17 protein-coding genes are annotated in these 13,056 nt (G+C 63.4%); 1 reads left to right on the forward strand and 16 read right to left on the reverse strand.

Going from position 1 to position 13,056, the window contains the following annotated elements; translation table 11 throughout:
• Positions 1-31 precede the first annotated feature (31 nt).
• The 13 genes from recJ to D3M59_RS07275 all read right to left on the reverse strand — a co-directional run bounded on the left by recJ (position 32) and on the right by D3M59_RS07275 (position 9,354).
• A complete protein-coding gene (gene recJ, locus D3M59_RS07230) occupies positions 32-1,789 on the reverse strand; it encodes a single-stranded-DNA-specific exonuclease RecJ (RefSeq protein ID WP_119532994.1) in 1,758 nt (585 codons plus the stop codon).
• Positions 1,789-3,312, reverse strand: coding sequence for a PH domain-containing protein (locus D3M59_RS07235; RefSeq protein ID WP_119532995.1), 1,524 nt, complete (start codon positions 3,310-3,312; stop codon positions 1,789-1,791). The genes recJ and D3M59_RS07235 overlap by 1 nt, the downstream gene beginning before the upstream one ends.
• Entirely contained in the window at positions 3,309-3,794 is a 486-nt protein-coding gene (locus D3M59_RS07240) for a PH domain-containing protein (protein WP_119532996.1), read from the reverse strand. The genes D3M59_RS07235 and D3M59_RS07240 overlap by 4 nt, the downstream gene beginning before the upstream one ends.
• Positions 3,795-3,832: 38 nt before the next feature.
• Positions 3,833-4,810, reverse strand: a complete 978-nt coding sequence (gene glpX, locus D3M59_RS07245; RefSeq protein ID WP_119532997.1) for a class II fructose-bisphosphatase — start codon at positions 4,808-4,810, stop codon at positions 3,833-3,835.
• Between the two features lie 64 nt (positions 4,811-4,874).
• A complete protein-coding gene (locus D3M59_RS07250) occupies positions 4,875-5,363 on the reverse strand; it encodes a DUF2721 domain-containing protein (RefSeq protein ID WP_119532998.1) in 489 nt (162 codons plus the stop codon).
• A gap of 69 nt (positions 5,364-5,432) precedes the next feature.
• On the reverse strand, positions 5,433-6,014 hold the full coding sequence (locus tag D3M59_RS07255) for a L,D-transpeptidase family protein (RefSeq protein WP_119532999.1): 582 nt from the start codon (positions 6,012-6,014) through the stop codon (positions 5,433-5,435).
• 162 nt (positions 6,015-6,176) lie between these two features.
• A complete protein-coding gene (locus D3M59_RS07260; protein ID WP_119533000.1) occupies positions 6,177-6,401 on the reverse strand; it encodes a hypothetical protein in 225 nt (74 codons plus the stop codon).
• Positions 6,398-6,553: a hypothetical protein gene (locus D3M59_RS12070; protein WP_158581970.1), complete on the reverse strand. Its 156-nt coding sequence runs from the start codon at positions 6,551-6,553 to the stop codon at positions 6,398-6,400. Before D3M59_RS12070 ends, D3M59_RS07260 begins: the two co-directional genes overlap by 4 nt.
• Positions 6,550-6,726 (reverse strand): hypothetical protein, encoded by a 177-nt coding sequence (locus D3M59_RS12075; protein ID WP_158581971.1) that lies wholly within the window; start codon positions 6,724-6,726, stop codon positions 6,550-6,552. The genes D3M59_RS12070 and D3M59_RS12075 overlap by 4 nt, the downstream gene beginning before the upstream one ends.
• On the reverse strand, positions 6,723-6,884 hold the full coding sequence (locus tag D3M59_RS12080) for a hypothetical protein (protein ID WP_158581972.1): 162 nt from the start codon (positions 6,882-6,884) through the stop codon (positions 6,723-6,725). The genes D3M59_RS12075 and D3M59_RS12080 overlap by 4 nt, the downstream gene beginning before the upstream one ends.
• A gap of 122 nt (positions 6,885-7,006) precedes the next feature.
• Positions 7,007-7,498: an META domain-containing protein gene (locus tag D3M59_RS07265; protein WP_119533001.1), complete on the reverse strand. Its 492-nt coding sequence runs from the start codon at positions 7,496-7,498 to the stop codon at positions 7,007-7,009.
• 47 nt (positions 7,499-7,545) lie between these two features.
• Positions 7,546-8,724: an LL-diaminopimelate aminotransferase gene (locus D3M59_RS07270; RefSeq protein WP_119533002.1), complete on the reverse strand. Its 1,179-nt coding sequence runs from the start codon at positions 8,722-8,724 to the stop codon at positions 7,546-7,548.
• 9 nt (positions 8,725-8,733) lie between these two features.
• Positions 8,734-9,354, reverse strand: a complete 621-nt coding sequence (locus D3M59_RS07275; RefSeq protein WP_119533003.1) for a trimeric intracellular cation channel family protein — start codon at positions 9,352-9,354, stop codon at positions 8,734-8,736.
• Between the two features lie 56 nt (positions 9,355-9,410).
• Here D3M59_RS07275 and D3M59_RS07280 point away from each other — a divergent pair, with 56 nt between their 5' ends.
• Positions 9,411-11,147, forward strand: coding sequence for a PHA/PHB synthase family protein (locus D3M59_RS07280; protein WP_119533336.1), 1,737 nt, complete (start codon positions 9,411-9,413; stop codon positions 11,145-11,147).
• A gap of 4 nt (positions 11,148-11,151) precedes the next feature.
• Here the strand turns inward: D3M59_RS07280 and D3M59_RS07285 are convergent, their stop codons facing one another.
• From D3M59_RS07285 to rarD, 3 genes are read right to left on the reverse strand one after another with little or no spacing between them, the layout of a single operon-like run.
• Positions 11,152-11,748: a YdeI/OmpD-associated family protein gene (locus D3M59_RS07285; protein WP_119533004.1), complete on the reverse strand. Its 597-nt coding sequence runs from the start codon at positions 11,746-11,748 to the stop codon at positions 11,152-11,154.
• On the reverse strand, positions 11,745-11,966 hold the full coding sequence (locus D3M59_RS07290; protein WP_119533005.1) for a hypothetical protein: 222 nt from the start codon (positions 11,964-11,966) through the stop codon (positions 11,745-11,747). Before D3M59_RS07290 ends, D3M59_RS07285 begins: the two co-directional genes overlap by 4 nt.
• A gap of 54 nt (positions 11,967-12,020) precedes the next feature.
• A complete protein-coding gene (gene rarD, locus D3M59_RS07295) occupies positions 12,021-12,962 on the reverse strand; it encodes an EamA family transporter RarD (RefSeq protein ID WP_119533006.1) in 942 nt (313 codons plus the stop codon).
• Positions 12,963-13,056 lie beyond the last annotated feature (94 nt).

Below are 13,056 nucleotides of genomic sequence, written 5' to 3' on the forward strand. Positions count from 1 at the left end.
GGGGCGCGACTAGGCGATGGGCGGCGGTCGGTCAAGCCGGTGCGGCATCTTCCAGGTGCATTTCTGCCGCATTGCCCCCATTCCACTCGTCGCGCTTGATGGATCCGGCCAGCCACCAGCGCTTGTCGGAGGGTGAGGACAGCAGTGCCTGACCCAGCTCCGTCTCCGCGGCGCGGAAGGCGATCAGTTTGAACGACTTGCCATCATCGCCCACCGCGATCGCGCGGACATGGCCGTTGCCAACGACTCCCGCCCGCATCAGCCGCGCAGGTCCTGCAGCGACACGCGGTGCTGGCCATCCCGCTCCATAGGGGCCGGCCGCATCGAGCGAATCACACAAGTTTCCAGCAACTCCGCCTGGCGCGAGCAGGGCGTCAAGCAGAAGCGACCGGTTCCCCCGGGCAGACGCGACGTCGGTGGCCATCCGCTCGTTCAGGAACTGGCGCAGCGAATCGATGCCGCCGGGAGAGACAGTCAAGCCGGCCGCCATCGCATGGCCACCTCCGGCAACGATAAGACCGCTGTCCTTGGCGGCTAGTACGGCCGCGCCGAGATCCACTCCGGAAATTGACCGCCCCGATCCCTTTCCGGTCCCATCCTCATCCTCTGCGATGACGATAGCAGGGCGGCCAAAACGTTCCTTAAGGCGGCTGGCGACGATCCCGATTACGCCGGGGTGCCAACCCTTGCCAGACACCATAATCAGTGGGTGCTCCGCTTGGGCCTCCGCAGCCTCTCCGGCTTGCTCGGTCACGATCATCTCAATCGCGCGCCGTTCCTCGTTCAACCGATCTAGCTCGGCAGCAATGATCCGGGCCTCTTCAAGATCGGTGGAGGTCAGTAGGCGTACTCCGAGGTCCGATTTCCCCACTCTGCCGCCGGCGTTGATTCGCGGGCCGAGTGCGAAGCCAAGATCGCGGGCCGTCGGCGCCTTCACAAGGCGCGCTGCCTCCGCGAGCGCGACGAGGCCAATGTTACGCCCGTCGGCCATGACTTTGAGACCTTGCGTTACAAATGCGCGGTTGAGGGTCTTGAGGCGGGCCACGTCAGCTACCGTCCCGAGCGCGACGATGTCGAGCAGGTCGATGATGCGGGGTTCCGTCCGGTCACCAGCAAATTGGCCGCGCTGCCGGAGCTCCCGGATTACGGCAACGCCCAGCAGGAACGCCATTCCGACTGCCGCGACATGGCCGTGGGCCGCGCCGGTCTCGCTTTCGTCGAGGCGGTTGGGGTTGATGACAGCGAGCGCCGTCGGAAGCCGCGTGGCGCATTGGTGATGGTCGCAGACAATGACGTCGAGGCCCGCCGCCGCAGCTTCGTCGAGCGCCTCGAACGCTTGCGCGCCGCAATCGACGGTGATCACAAGGTTGGCACCGCGGCCCTTGAGCTCAACCAAGGCCGCGCCGGAGGGGCCGTATCCTTCCATCAATCGGTCGGGGATGTAGACCATGGGCTCCAAGCCCAAGCGGCGGAGCAGGAGGATTAGCAGTGCTGCCGACGTTGCGCCGTCAACATCATAGTCGCCGAAGATGGCGATGGTCTCGCCACGCTGTACGGCATCAGCGAGGCGAGCGGCCGCCTTGTCCATGTCGGCGAACACCGAAGGGTCGGGCAGGAACTCGCGGATCGTCGGGGCACGGTGGCGAGCGAGGTCGGCTTCCTCAATCCCGCGCGCCAACAAAAGCTGATCGACTAGGTCGCGCTGGAGGTCGTCACCACCCGAACGCCTCCAGCGCCACGGCTGGCCGGTCAAGCTGCGCTCGACTCCACAGGCGAAAGCGCCGCTCATCAGCTGAGCAACTGCGCACGAAGCGAAGTGGCTTCGTCGCGGGCAAGCGCGGGGATATGATGATCGGAGAAGCCACCTCCGCCGGCGACTCCAAGTCGCAGCGTGCAGACGCCGAACAGGCGGCTCCAGAAATTCTCGGCGATATCGACGCTCTGAATTTTCCCAACAGGCAAGATGTTGCGGCGATGACGCCACCAACCAGTTTCGACGAACAGATTGCGATCATCCAGGGCGAAGCGCGTCTGCCGCCAGCTCAACCAGCGAAACGCAACGGCGGAGGCGGCGCCGAGGATCCAGATAATGACGGGTCCGGCGAGCGGGGCGGCATCACTGCCAGACAGCTCGGCGAACTGGATCGAAAACATCCCGAGCAGCACGGCAACGAGCGCGGCGGGAATCAGGAGCCAAGCCAGGCTGGAAACAAAGGCGCTTGAAACAGGCCGCCAATTGCCGCTGGCCGGAGCGATCGGACCCAGCACAGTGCCGAGGATGGCGGCGGCCTCCTGCTCGGTCGCGAATGGGGCGACGACATGATCGCCGTTCCCGCCATCCATCGCAAGGCTTTGCAGCTTCAGGACGCGCCAGCCGAAATATTTGCGCACCGGTCCCGTGGCGAGGATCGCGGCCTGGACCCTGCGCGCCGGGATGGTGACGTCGGTGAGGGTGAGCAGGCCGCGGCGGCGGCGGAGGCCGGTTTCGGTACGGTCGAGCCGGAACCGATATTCGCGGAGGAAGGTGCGGACCAGGCCGGTGCCGACACCGAGGAGCAGAAGCATGATCGATCCGCCGATGAAGGCAACAATCTGGTGTGCCATAACTAGTCGTTGCAGCGGTTCGGAGCGCTCGAGCAGGTCGGCCCAGAAGACGCGGCGGAAGGGGTCGAAGCCGATAACGTCGCCCATCGTCTGGGTAACGCCGAAGAGGCCCGCGATGACTGCCAGGGAAAAGTTGAACGCACCTGCAAACGCTACGCGCCGATTGTCCATGGCGAAGAGCGGGGCGGGTTCACCTTCGGCAGAAATCTGCGGATCAGTAATGCCAGTGCGGCGGGCGCGAATATGTTCGCGAAGCGTCTCCGCCCGCGCGAGTGCGATGGTGTGGAGGACGCCGTCTTCACCCTTCGCGCCGGCTGAAGCGCCGGTTTCGAGGCGGACTCGGGCCAAGCCAAACAGGCGATGTAACGGGCCCTGTTCCAGATCGACGTCGGTCACACGGTCGAAGGGAATCGCGCGGCTGGTGCGGTTGAGCCAGCCGCTGTCGATGCGAATCTCATGCGCGCCGACGCGATATTCGAGTTTCAACCAGCGGATGAGCAGAGAGCCGATCGAGACCACGACGAACCCCGCCACCATCAACACTGCGATCAACCATTTATCCTGAGACGCGAGGAGGACGCTGCCGGCGAGCAGCCCCCACGCTCCGCGCAGCGACTGGGGCAGGCCGGTGATCAGGTAGAGTGGATGAAGCCGTTCGGCTGGCCCGAGCACCGTCTTGTCCATGGGGATCGTGGTGGCCTGAGTCATTCGGCGTCGGCGCGAATTTCGGCGCGGATCGTCTCGCGGATTTCTGCGGCACGGCCGGGCGACAGGCCGGGCAGCGTGACGATGCTGTTGTGCGTTCCGGCCGTGTGCACGACAAGCGTCGCGGTTCCGAACAGCTTGTCGAAAGGGCCGCGCGTGACGTCGATGTGCTGCACGCGCACGAAGGGAACCACGGTGTCGGTAAGGAAAAGCCAGCCGCGCACCGTGCGGAGCAGCCGATCATCGATGGCATAGGCCAGCCGCCGGTAGATGCGATCCGGCGCGACGAATATGCCGCTGAGTCCGACGACGCCGACCATGGCCGACAGTACGTCACCGACGGGCGTTTCTGCCAGCACGACCTTATTCAGAATCATCGCGCCGATGAACAGCGGCACCCAGAAGATAGCCGCCCGCGCGCGCAAGGCGTTGCGATAGGCGGGTTCGACCGGCTGCAGGTCGGTCGGAATGGGTTCGGCTGTCATGCGCCGATAATACAGTTAGCGCATGGCCCTACAAGGGGTCAGGCGATGCCCTTGTGATGCTCAGCGCTCACGCGGCGAACGGTGCCGGAGCTGGCGCGCATGACGATGCTTTCGGTTTCGACACAGCCGCCCTTGCGATATTTCACACCCTTGAGCAGCGAGCCGTCGGTAACGCCGGTCGCGGCGAAGATGCAGTCACCGCGCGCCATGTCTTCAAGGTGGTAGATGCGGTTAAGGTCGTCGATGCCCCATCCGGCAGCTCGCGAGCGCTCGTCGTCGTTGCGGAACAGCAAGCGGCCTTGGATCTGGCCGCCGACGCAGCGCAGCGCAGCCGCCGCCAGCACGCCCTCTGGCGCGCCGCCTGTGCCCATGTAGATGTCAACCGTCGTGTCAGGATTGGCGGTCGCGATCACCCCGGCCACGTCTCCATCGGGAATAAGCATGATGCCGCAGCCCAGGCTGCGAAGCTCCGCGATCAGCTCCGCATGGCGCGGGCGGTCGAGCACGCAGGCAATGATTTCGTTGGGAAGCACATTCTTCGCCGCGGCCAGCGAGCGGATGTTATCGGTCGGCGACTTGTCGAGACTGATCGTTCCGGCGGGATAGCCCGGCCCAATCGCGATCTTATCCATGTAGACGTCGGGTGCGTTGAGCAGGCAGCCCTGCTCCGCAATGGCCAGTACGGCGAGCGCATTCGGACCGGCTTTGGCTGTGATGGTGGTGCCTTCCAGCGGGTCGAGCGCGATATCGATAGCGGGCCCTTCGCCCTGGGCGCTCCCGACTTTTTCGCCGATGTAGAGCATCGGCGCTTCGTCACGCTCGCCTTCGCCGATGACGACGGTGCCGTCCATCGGGAGCTCGTTTAGCGCAGCGCGCATCGCCTCGACGGCGGCAGCATCGGCGGAATCGTTATCGCCACGGCCGGCCCACTTGGAAGCTGCGATCGCGGCGGCTTCCGTCACGCGGACCATTTCAAGAACGAGGACGCGGTCGAGGACGTGACTTGCGGTGACCATGGAAGCTCCGGTTGAGAAGGGTTGGATTGCCGATAGGATTGGTTCGGTTGGCGCGCAACCGGGCTTAATCGTGTTCTTCCGCCTCATGTTCGAGGATGTGAGCGCGAACGCGAATGGTGCGGGTCCCAAGCCGGGTTTCGTGAAGGAAAATGGCGAAACCCCAGCCGGTTGCGATCATCGATCCCATGAACAGCAGCGCAATGGCGGTGCCAACCTTCGTGCCGGTCAGAAAGGCGACGAACAGCAGGATGACGACCAGCGAAATAAGGACGGCTGCCAGCACGGTCGTGAAAATGGCGTTGTTAACGACCGCTATGCGTCGGTCGAGCACGCGAATCTCTTCGATCAGCCGGTCATGTTCCTCTCCCCGGCTCGCCAGCACGCGCGGCTCAAGCTGGCGACTGCGATCGATGATCCGAGCAAGGCGGCCGGCGCAGACGTTGAGGAAGGCGCCGAGCCCCGCGAGCAGGAAGACCGGAGCCACGGCAAGCTGGATAATCTGCGCGAGGTGCGTCAGCTCGGGAGTGGGAGGTAACAGGTCGGTCGCGGACATGGACAGCGATATGCCGCAACAATCCCGTCATTGCGAGCGAAGCGAAGCAATCCACCCAAACAAGTGAGGTCAGCCCTCGATAACGACCTTGTCGCCCTTCTTGGTCAGGGTGAAGAGGTGCTTGGCGAATGCCATTGGCAAGCGAATGCAGCCATGGCTGGCGGGAAAGCCCGGCGTCTTGCCCCCGTGGAAGGCGATACCCTTGTCGTCGATGTTCTGCATCCACGGCATCGGCGCGTTGTCATACTTGCGGCTGAAATATTTCTCGCGCTTCCAGTTGATCTTCCAAAAGCCGAGCGGAGTCGGATGACCCTTCTTGCCCGTCGAGACATTGGTAACGCCGATCAATTGCGCGCCTTTGAAGATAAAGGCGACCTGATTTGCAATGTCGACGGTGATGGCGACGTCTCCATCCACCGGCACGTTGGGCGACCAGTGGAATTCGCCGGGGCGAAGCGAGGTGCGGCCGATCATTGCGTGCATCGCTTCGAAGCCCGAGGCCGAAAAGCCGTTCGTCCAGCGGTAATTGGTAGCTGGCGGCACAAACTTCGGGGTCGCGATGCGTGGCACAGGCGGAGGCGGGGCCGTGGTCGAACAGGCTGCCAAGGCCAGCGCACCGCCTACCGTCAACGCCGCCAATATCTTGCGCATACCCGTCCCCGAAACCACCAAATTGCAGGATCGTTCAGTGCCCGAGGCATGGTTTGCAGACAAGCGCCCGGCGTTAACCACCTTCTTCGGTCTGGCGCGGCGGGCGGGCGGCGCAGCGATAATTGCCCAATGTTGGATAAGTGGCGGGCGGCCGTTCCGATCTTACCAGAGCGGCGTTCGCGGCCTGATCCGGTAACGTTCCGAGTCGCTGTCGATCAGCTTTGATTTCAGCTTTTGGCGCATCACTTCGGCGCCGTGGGCGCTCATGCAAACCAGCCTGACACCGGCGTTGGGAAGGGTTTCGATCGCGGAAATGCCGACATTCGCGGCATCGCACTTCTGCGTGACGTCTGCTGCATTCATGGCAATGAACAGGGCACGGCTCATTTGGTGTTTTTCCTTTTGGCTGCGGCGACAGCGTCGCGCGCGTTGGTGTAGCGGTAGCCGCCCCACAGATAAGTTTTGGTTGAAACCGTCTCGATGCCGTAGCGGTCGAGTTCGAGCAGGACGGGGTCGTCCTTCGCTGTGTTCCGGTTCATGATCGCCGCTCGCTTGATGGATCGAGCCGCCGGGCGTCTGCGTCCAGCATGTCAGCTACGGCTACCAGGGCGGCGAGGCCGTTGGAGGTCGATGCCTTGCATGCCAGTCGGCGGCACGCGGCCGCTTGTTCGCGAAGGTCGTCGGCGGCAAGCGAGCGATCTTCGGGGATCATTTTGCGAAGTCGGGGGTGCCGTGCAACTTGGCATCCTGGATCCGGGCGGCGTAGCCGTCGGCTAGCTCGAGGTGCGCAAGCTCCGAACTGCGGCACGCCGCATTCCTCGCCATCTCCAGCGACACGGCATAGCGCTCATAGATATAATTGAGATCCATCGAGGGCTCCTTCAGTAAGCGGGAGCGCGTTCAGTCTCTCAGTCGCACGATGCCTACACGAGTGAGGGTGCGATATAGCCTTATAACACAGCGACTGACGCCAGCCTAATCATTCCGGCCCCTCAGTTGTTCTCCCGCAGCAGGTCAAGTGTTCCAATCTCGTTGATCAGCCGCAGGCGATCCGGCGGTGTGAGTTCCATCGTCATCGTCTTGCCGATGATCGCATGCACCTGCACCTCCAATGCCATTGTCGCCGGTTCGCACCCGCGCTCGCTCTTCATGGCATGGTCGGTGCCCAGTACGAGCTTGTCGCCGTTCCGAACCCAGCCGTTGAGGCGCAGGTCGTTACAGCCGAGGTAAGCGCGCGTCGGCGGCTGGGGCGATTCGATGACGATGCTGTCTCCAGTGTCGGTTGCCGTCCCAAGGCCTTCGCCACCAAACAGGATCCATGGGCCATCGACGGTCCGTCCATTCACCGCTGCAATCGTCCACCGGCCCTGCAGGTTGTCCTGGGCGACGACGGGACGGACTTCGGGAGCCGGCGGCGGGACCGCGGGCCGGGTTCCCGCGCATGCAGTGAGAGCAAACGGGATCAGTAAGACAAGTCGGGTCATGGCTCGTTTATAGCCGGGCGCAGATGAACGAACGCCGCTTCGGGCAGTCACGCCTTTGCGATCATCTTCTTAATGCCGCGAGCCGCTTGGCGTAGGCGTTGTTCGTTCTCGACCAGCGCGAGGCGGACATAGCCTTCGCCTTCCTCGCCAAAGCCGACCCCGGGCGCGACGGCGACATGGGCTTCGGTCAGCAGGCGCTTGGCGAACTCCATACTGCCGAGCTGGCGGAAGGGCTCCGGGATCGGGGCCCAGGCAAACATGCTAGCCATCGGCACGGGAATGTCCCAGCCAGCCCGACCGAAGCTTTCGACCATCACGTCGCGGCGCGCCTTGTACAGCGTCCGGTTGAACTCGATGATGTCCTGCGGTCCGTTGAGAGCCGCGCAGGCGGCGGCCTGGATAGGCGTGAACGCACCATAGTCGAGGTAGCTTTTCACCCGGGTCAGCGCGCCGATAAGCCGCGCGTTGCCGACCGCGAAGCCCATGCGCCAACCGGCCATCGAGTAGGTCTTGCTCATCGACGTAAACTCGACCGCGACGTCTTTTGCGCCCTCGACCTGCAGGATCGACGGGGTCGGCGTATCCCCGAAGTAGATCTCGGCATACGCGAGGTCGGAGATGAGGATCAGCCCGGCGTCGCGGGCGAAGGCGACGAGCTTTTCATAGAAATCGAGATCGACGACCTGCGCGGTGGGATTGGACGGGTAGCCGATGACCAGCACCTTCGGGCGCGGCACCGTGTAGCGCATCGCCTTTTCCAGCCGGTCGAAAAAGTCGGGACCTGGAACGGCAGGGATCGAGCGGATCGCGGCGCCGGCGATGATGAAGCCGAAATGGTGGATCGGATAGCTGGGGTTCGGCGTGAGCACGACATCGCCTGGCGCCGTAATCGCCTGAGCAAGGTTGGCGAGGCCTTCTTTGCTGCCCAGCGTAACGATCACTTCGCTGTCGGGATCGAGATCGACGTCGAAGCGACGTTTGTAATAGGCGGCCTGGGCCTTGCGGAGACCGGGGATGCCCTTCGACGCGGAATAGCGGTGTGCGGTCGGCTTGGCTGCCACTTCGGCCAGCTTGTCGATGACATGTTTGGGCGGGGCGCCGTCCGGATTGCCCATGCCGAGGTCGACGATGTCCTCGCCCCGCGCCCGGGCCGCGGCCTTCATCGCGTTCACCTCTGCGAAGACATAGGGCGGCAGGCGCTGGATTCGATAGAATTCGTCGGTCATGGGACGACTCTAGCGGTCGTAGGCAGGAAGGCTCAAGCCGCGAGCGATGGCGGCGCCGCGAAGCGCGAATCCCATCAGCCCGGCGACCAGGGCCGCTAGGGTAACCGGCGCGCCGGCGACGGCGAGGATGACGAACAAGCCCGAAGCGAGGGCGGCGGCGGTGACGTAAAGCTCCGGCCGCATGAGGATCGATGGCTCGCCCGCCAGCACGTCGCGGATGATTCCCCCGACGCAGGCGGTCATGACGCCCATTGCGAAGGCTGGGACGGGCGCGACACCATAGTTCAATGCTTTAGCGGCGCCATAAGTCGAGTAAGCAGCGAGGCCGATGGCGTCGAACCAGAGGAGGGCGCGTTCGGCGATCACCTTGCGCGACAGGGTCCATACCCCGAGCGCCGCGCCAATGCAGATGAGCAGCGTCGCGTTGGTGCCGACCCAGAATACCGGCGCGCCGATCAGCAGGTCACGCAGTGTACCGCCACCTACGCCCGTGACGACCGCGAAGAAGATGAAGGTGACCAGCGTCTGCTTCTTTTCCGCGGCCAGCAGGGCGCCCGACACGGCGAAGACGGCAATGCCGACATAATCGAGAAGGACAAGCGCGTCGGGCAGGATGGCTGGCGGGGTCATTCGTCTCGCCTATGGATTGCTTCGCATTCGCCCGCAATGACGAGTATGGCGCCAACATGACCAACGAGACGACGACCACCGTTCCCGGGATCGAGGACTGGCAGCATTGGGCGCTGGTCATGGCACGAGCCAACCAGATGATAATGGAGGCTTGGGCCGACAATCTCGGCAAGGCCAGCCACATGCCGGGGTTCGGCCTTCCGCAGCCGCCGTCCAAAAGCGCCGATCCAATGCAGTGGATGAGTGCGGGGGCGGAAGCTTGGTCGAAAGGGCTGGACGCGTGGAGCGAGATGCTCGGCCAGTATAGCACAGCTGGCGAGCAGAAGGACCGCCGCTTTGGATCGCCCGAATGGCGCGAAAGCCCGATCTTCGACACGGTTCGGCAGAGCTATCTGGCAATTAGCGACAAGCTGATGGGCACGGTCGAGGAAATCGACGGGCTCGACGAGGTTGCGCGCAACCGGCTGCGCTTCGCCACGAAGGGCTTCGTTGACGCGATGAGCCCGGCCAACTTCATGGCGACCAATCCGGAGGTGATGAAGCGCACAATTGACACCAAGGGCGAAAATCTTCTCGCAGGCCTCAAGAATATGCTCGCCGATATTTCTAGGGGTCAGGTAACGCACAGCCCGGAAGGAGCGTTCGAGCTGGGCCGCAACCTCGCGACGACGCCAGGCAAGGTGATTTACGAGACCAAGCTATTCCAGCTGATCCACTATGCGCCGACCACCGACAAGGTGCTGGAGACGCCGCTGGCAATCTTCCCGCCGTGGATCAACCGCTTCTACATTCTCGACCTCACGCCGGAGAAAAGTTTCGTCAAATGGACGGTCGACCAGGGCGTCAGCCTGTTCATGATCAGCTGGAAGAGCGCGGACGAGAGCATCCGCGACGTGACGATGGACGATTATGTCGCCGCGCAGGTCGAGGCAGTGGACGTGATCCGCGACCTTCTCGGCGTGAAGAATGTCCACACCATCGGCTACTGCGTCGCCGGGACGACACTGGCGGCGACGCTGGCCTATCTAGCGGGAAAGGGAGAGGCCGCGAAAGTCGCAAGCGCGACCTTTTTTACCGCGCAGGTGGATTTCGAGGATGCGGGCGATCTGAAGCTGTTCCTTGGCGACGAGACGATGGCGACGCTCAACCAGCTGACCTCGGAAACGGGGGTGCTGGACGGTCGGGTAATGGCAGCGACGTTCAACCTGCTGCGCGGGCGCGATCTGATCTGGAACTATGTCGTCAACAATTACCTGTTGGGGAACGACCCGCCGCCGTTCGACCTGCTCCACTGGAACGGCGACGTGACCAACCTGCCGGGCGGTTGGCACCGCGATTATCTGATGCGTCTGTACCGCGAGAACATGCTGGTGAAACCGGGTGGGATCTTGGTGAAGGGCGTGCCGATCGACCTGACGAAGATCGCGACGCCAGCCTACATCCAGGCGGGACGCGAAGATCATATCGCGCCGAGCGCGAGCGTTTGGAAGCTGACGCGGATCCTGAAAGGTCCGGTGCGCTTCGTTCTTGCGGGTTCGGGTCACATCGCGGGCGTGGTGAATCCTCCGGCGGCGGGGAAATACCAATATTGGACCAATGAGCAGGACGCGGCGACGCTCGACGAGTTCGTCGCAGGCGCGACCGAGACCAAGGGCAGCTGGTGGCCGGACTGGATCGCCTGGTTGAAGAAGCTTGCGCCAAAGACGGTCAAGGCGACAGGCGCGCGCGTGCCGGGCGGAGGCAAGCTGAAGCCAATCGAGAATGCACCGGGGCGCTACGTGAAGACGCGCTAGGCGCTTAGCAATTCTGGTAGCGCCAGTGCCGTCTCTTGCCTTCGGATAGCCATTCGATGGCTGTGGCAACGCGCTTGGCGCGGGTGGCATCCTGCTTCGCTTCCGAAATCCATTCGAGATAGTCTCGCTGGGCGGACGGCGGGAAGCCGTCGAGCGTCGCCTTCGCCTTGGGCGCCTTGGCCAGTGCCGTGGCGAAGTCGGGATGCATTTCAGCCGCGGGCTTCGGCGCTTGCTTTGTCTTGCGGGCGGCGGGCGCGCTCCCGGCCAGTTCAGCCGCCTTGCGGATCAACGCGTCGAGCTCCGCGTCTGGCGGCAGGTCGTCGACCGACTTCAGCTTGCCGAACTGTCCCATCGCACCATCACTGGCGGCTTCGCCCCGAATTTCCTGGCCGCGCCAGAAGTTGATGGCAGCATGCGCCTTGAAGGCGGCCATCATCAGCAGGATCTTGCCGTCGAGTGTGAACCCGGGCGCGCTCCATTTCAACGTTTCCTCGACCTCCGGGACAGTCGCGTGAACGCGCTGCCGGACATGTTCGAGGATGAGGCTGGCAAAGGGGGCAGCCTTCGCGATGTAGGCGTCGATCCGGGGATCGCGGCTCAAATGATCCCGCCCCCTAGCATCAGCCGGATGACACCGACGACGATGACGAAAAGGTTGAGGTTGCGCCCCATATTGCTGGAGGACACGGCGCCGATGCCGGCGCCGACCACCGCGAGCGGAATGATTAGCCAGTTGGCCCAACCGAGCAGCGGGATAAAGGCTATCGCGGCACAAAGCAGCGCGATGGCACCAATGATGAGCGAGACAACGTTGAGCATAATATTGAGCTTAACAGGAAAGCGCGGATTCCCACATGAAAGTTTGCGAGTAACTCACGCCTTTGCCTGCTCGCACGATGGCGCGGAGCGTTTGGCGCGCAGCGAGTGGAGCAAGGACGTCACGTAAAGGAAGAGTGCCGTCCAGATGCAGCCGAAGGCAATGGCGTGCGCCGTGGTGAACGGCTCGCCGTATACAGCGACGGCCAGCAGGAACTGCAGGGTCGGGGCAATGAACTGGAGCATGCCGACCGTCGAATAGGCGAGGCGGCGCGCGGCGGCCGTGAAACAGAGCAGCGGGATGGTCGAGATGATACCGGTCGCCATGAGCAGCATGGTTTCGGAATCATTCGTGCCGAAGAACGACCTGCCATCCGCGCCGCCGAGCGCTAGCCAGGTTAGCGCGATTGGAGCGAGAAGGATGGTTTCGATCGTCAGGCCGGCAAGCGAATCCACCGCGACGATCTTTCGGAGAAGGCCGTAGGTCGCGAAGCTGAAACAGAGCCCAAGGCTGATCCACAATGTGCCGAGCGCGCCAGCCGCGAGCACCGCGATGCCGCCCGCGGCAATTGCGACTGCGGCCCATTGCAGGCGAGACAGGCGTTCCTTGAGGATGAAACGCCCAAGCAAAATATTGGCGAGTGGGTTGAGATAATAGCCGAGGCTTCCCGCAAGAATGTGCCCGCTATTGATGGCGTAGACGTAAAGCAGCCAGTTTGCCGCGATCAGCAAAGCAGTCAGCAGCAGAATGGCGAGGATACGACGGTCGCGGACTGCGTCCGCAACCTGCTGCCACGCCTTCACGACGGTGACGAGTACGGCCAGCGCGATCAGCGACCAGACGATGCGGTGGGCAACAATGTCGATCGCGGGCACCGCCTGCAGCCACTTGAAGTAGATCGGCATGACGCCCCACAGCCCATAGGCGGCGAGCCCGTAGATGAAGCCGGCGCGGACGCGGCGGGCGTCTTCGTGAGGGGTGGGGGCTGCTTGGTTCACGGAAGATGCGCCTAGCGGCGGTTGGCGGCCAGTCAATCGAACTGGTCAATATAACGTTGGTTGAAAGACGATGTGCGCTGGTTCACTCTGGCGC

This window comes from Sphingomonas edaphi (assembly GCF_003583725.1).
Classification (GTDB): domain Bacteria; phylum Pseudomonadota; class Alphaproteobacteria; order Sphingomonadales; family Sphingomonadaceae; genus Sphingomicrobium; species Sphingomicrobium edaphi.

Bases quoted from the DNA above. Each gene is read 5' to 3' on its own strand.
- D3M59_RS12080 (WP_158581972.1), bottom strand. From the start codon at position 6,884: ATGGATCTCAATTATATCTATGAGCGCTATGCCGTGTCGCTGGAGATG.
- D3M59_RS07235 (WP_119532995.1), bottom strand. From the start codon at position 3,312: ATGACTCAGGCCACCACGATCCCCATGGACAAGACGGTGCTCGGGCCA.
- D3M59_RS12075 (WP_158581971.1), bottom strand. From the start codon at position 6,726: ATGATCCCCGAAGATCGCTCGCTTGCCGCCGACGACCTTCGCGAACAA.
- D3M59_RS07250 (WP_119532998.1), bottom strand. From the start codon at position 5,363: ATGTCCGCGACCGACCTGTTACCTCCCACTCCCGAGCTGACGCACCTC.
- D3M59_RS07275 (WP_119533003.1), bottom strand. From the start codon at position 9,354: ATGACCCCGCCAGCCATCCTGCCCGACGCGCTTGTCCTTCTCGATTAT.
- D3M59_RS07260 (WP_119533000.1), bottom strand. From the start codon at position 6,401: ATGAGCCGTGCCCTGTTCATTGCCATGAATGCAGCAGACGTCACGCAG.
- D3M59_RS07265 (WP_119533001.1), bottom strand. From the start codon at position 7,498: ATGACCCGACTTGTCTTACTGATCCCGTTTGCTCTCACTGCATGCGCG.
- D3M59_RS07270 (WP_119533002.1), bottom strand. From the start codon at position 8,724: ATGACCGACGAATTCTATCGAATCCAGCGCCTGCCGCCCTATGTCTTC.
- D3M59_RS07290 (WP_119533005.1), bottom strand. From the start codon at position 11,966: ATGCTCAACGTTGTCTCGCTCATCATTGGTGCCATCGCGCTGCTTTGT.
- glpX (WP_119532997.1), bottom strand. From the start codon at position 4,810: ATGGTCACCGCAAGTCACGTCCTCGACCGCGTCCTCGTTCTTGAAATG.
- recJ (WP_119532994.1), bottom strand. From the start codon at position 1,789: ATGAGCGGCGCTTTCGCCTGTGGAGTCGAGCGCAGCTTGACCGGCCAG.
- D3M59_RS07240 (WP_119532996.1), bottom strand. From the start codon at position 3,794: ATGACAGCCGAACCCATTCCGACCGACCTGCAGCCGGTCGAACCCGCC.
- D3M59_RS07280 (WP_119533336.1), top strand. From the start codon at position 9,411: ATGACCAACGAGACGACGACCACCGTTCCCGGGATCGAGGACTGGCAG.
- D3M59_RS12070 (WP_158581970.1), bottom strand. From the start codon at position 6,553: ATGAACCGGAACACAGCGAAGGACGACCCCGTCCTGCTCGAACTCGAC.
- D3M59_RS07255 (WP_119532999.1), bottom strand. From the start codon at position 6,014: ATGCGCAAGATATTGGCGGCGTTGACGGTAGGCGGTGCGCTGGCCTTG.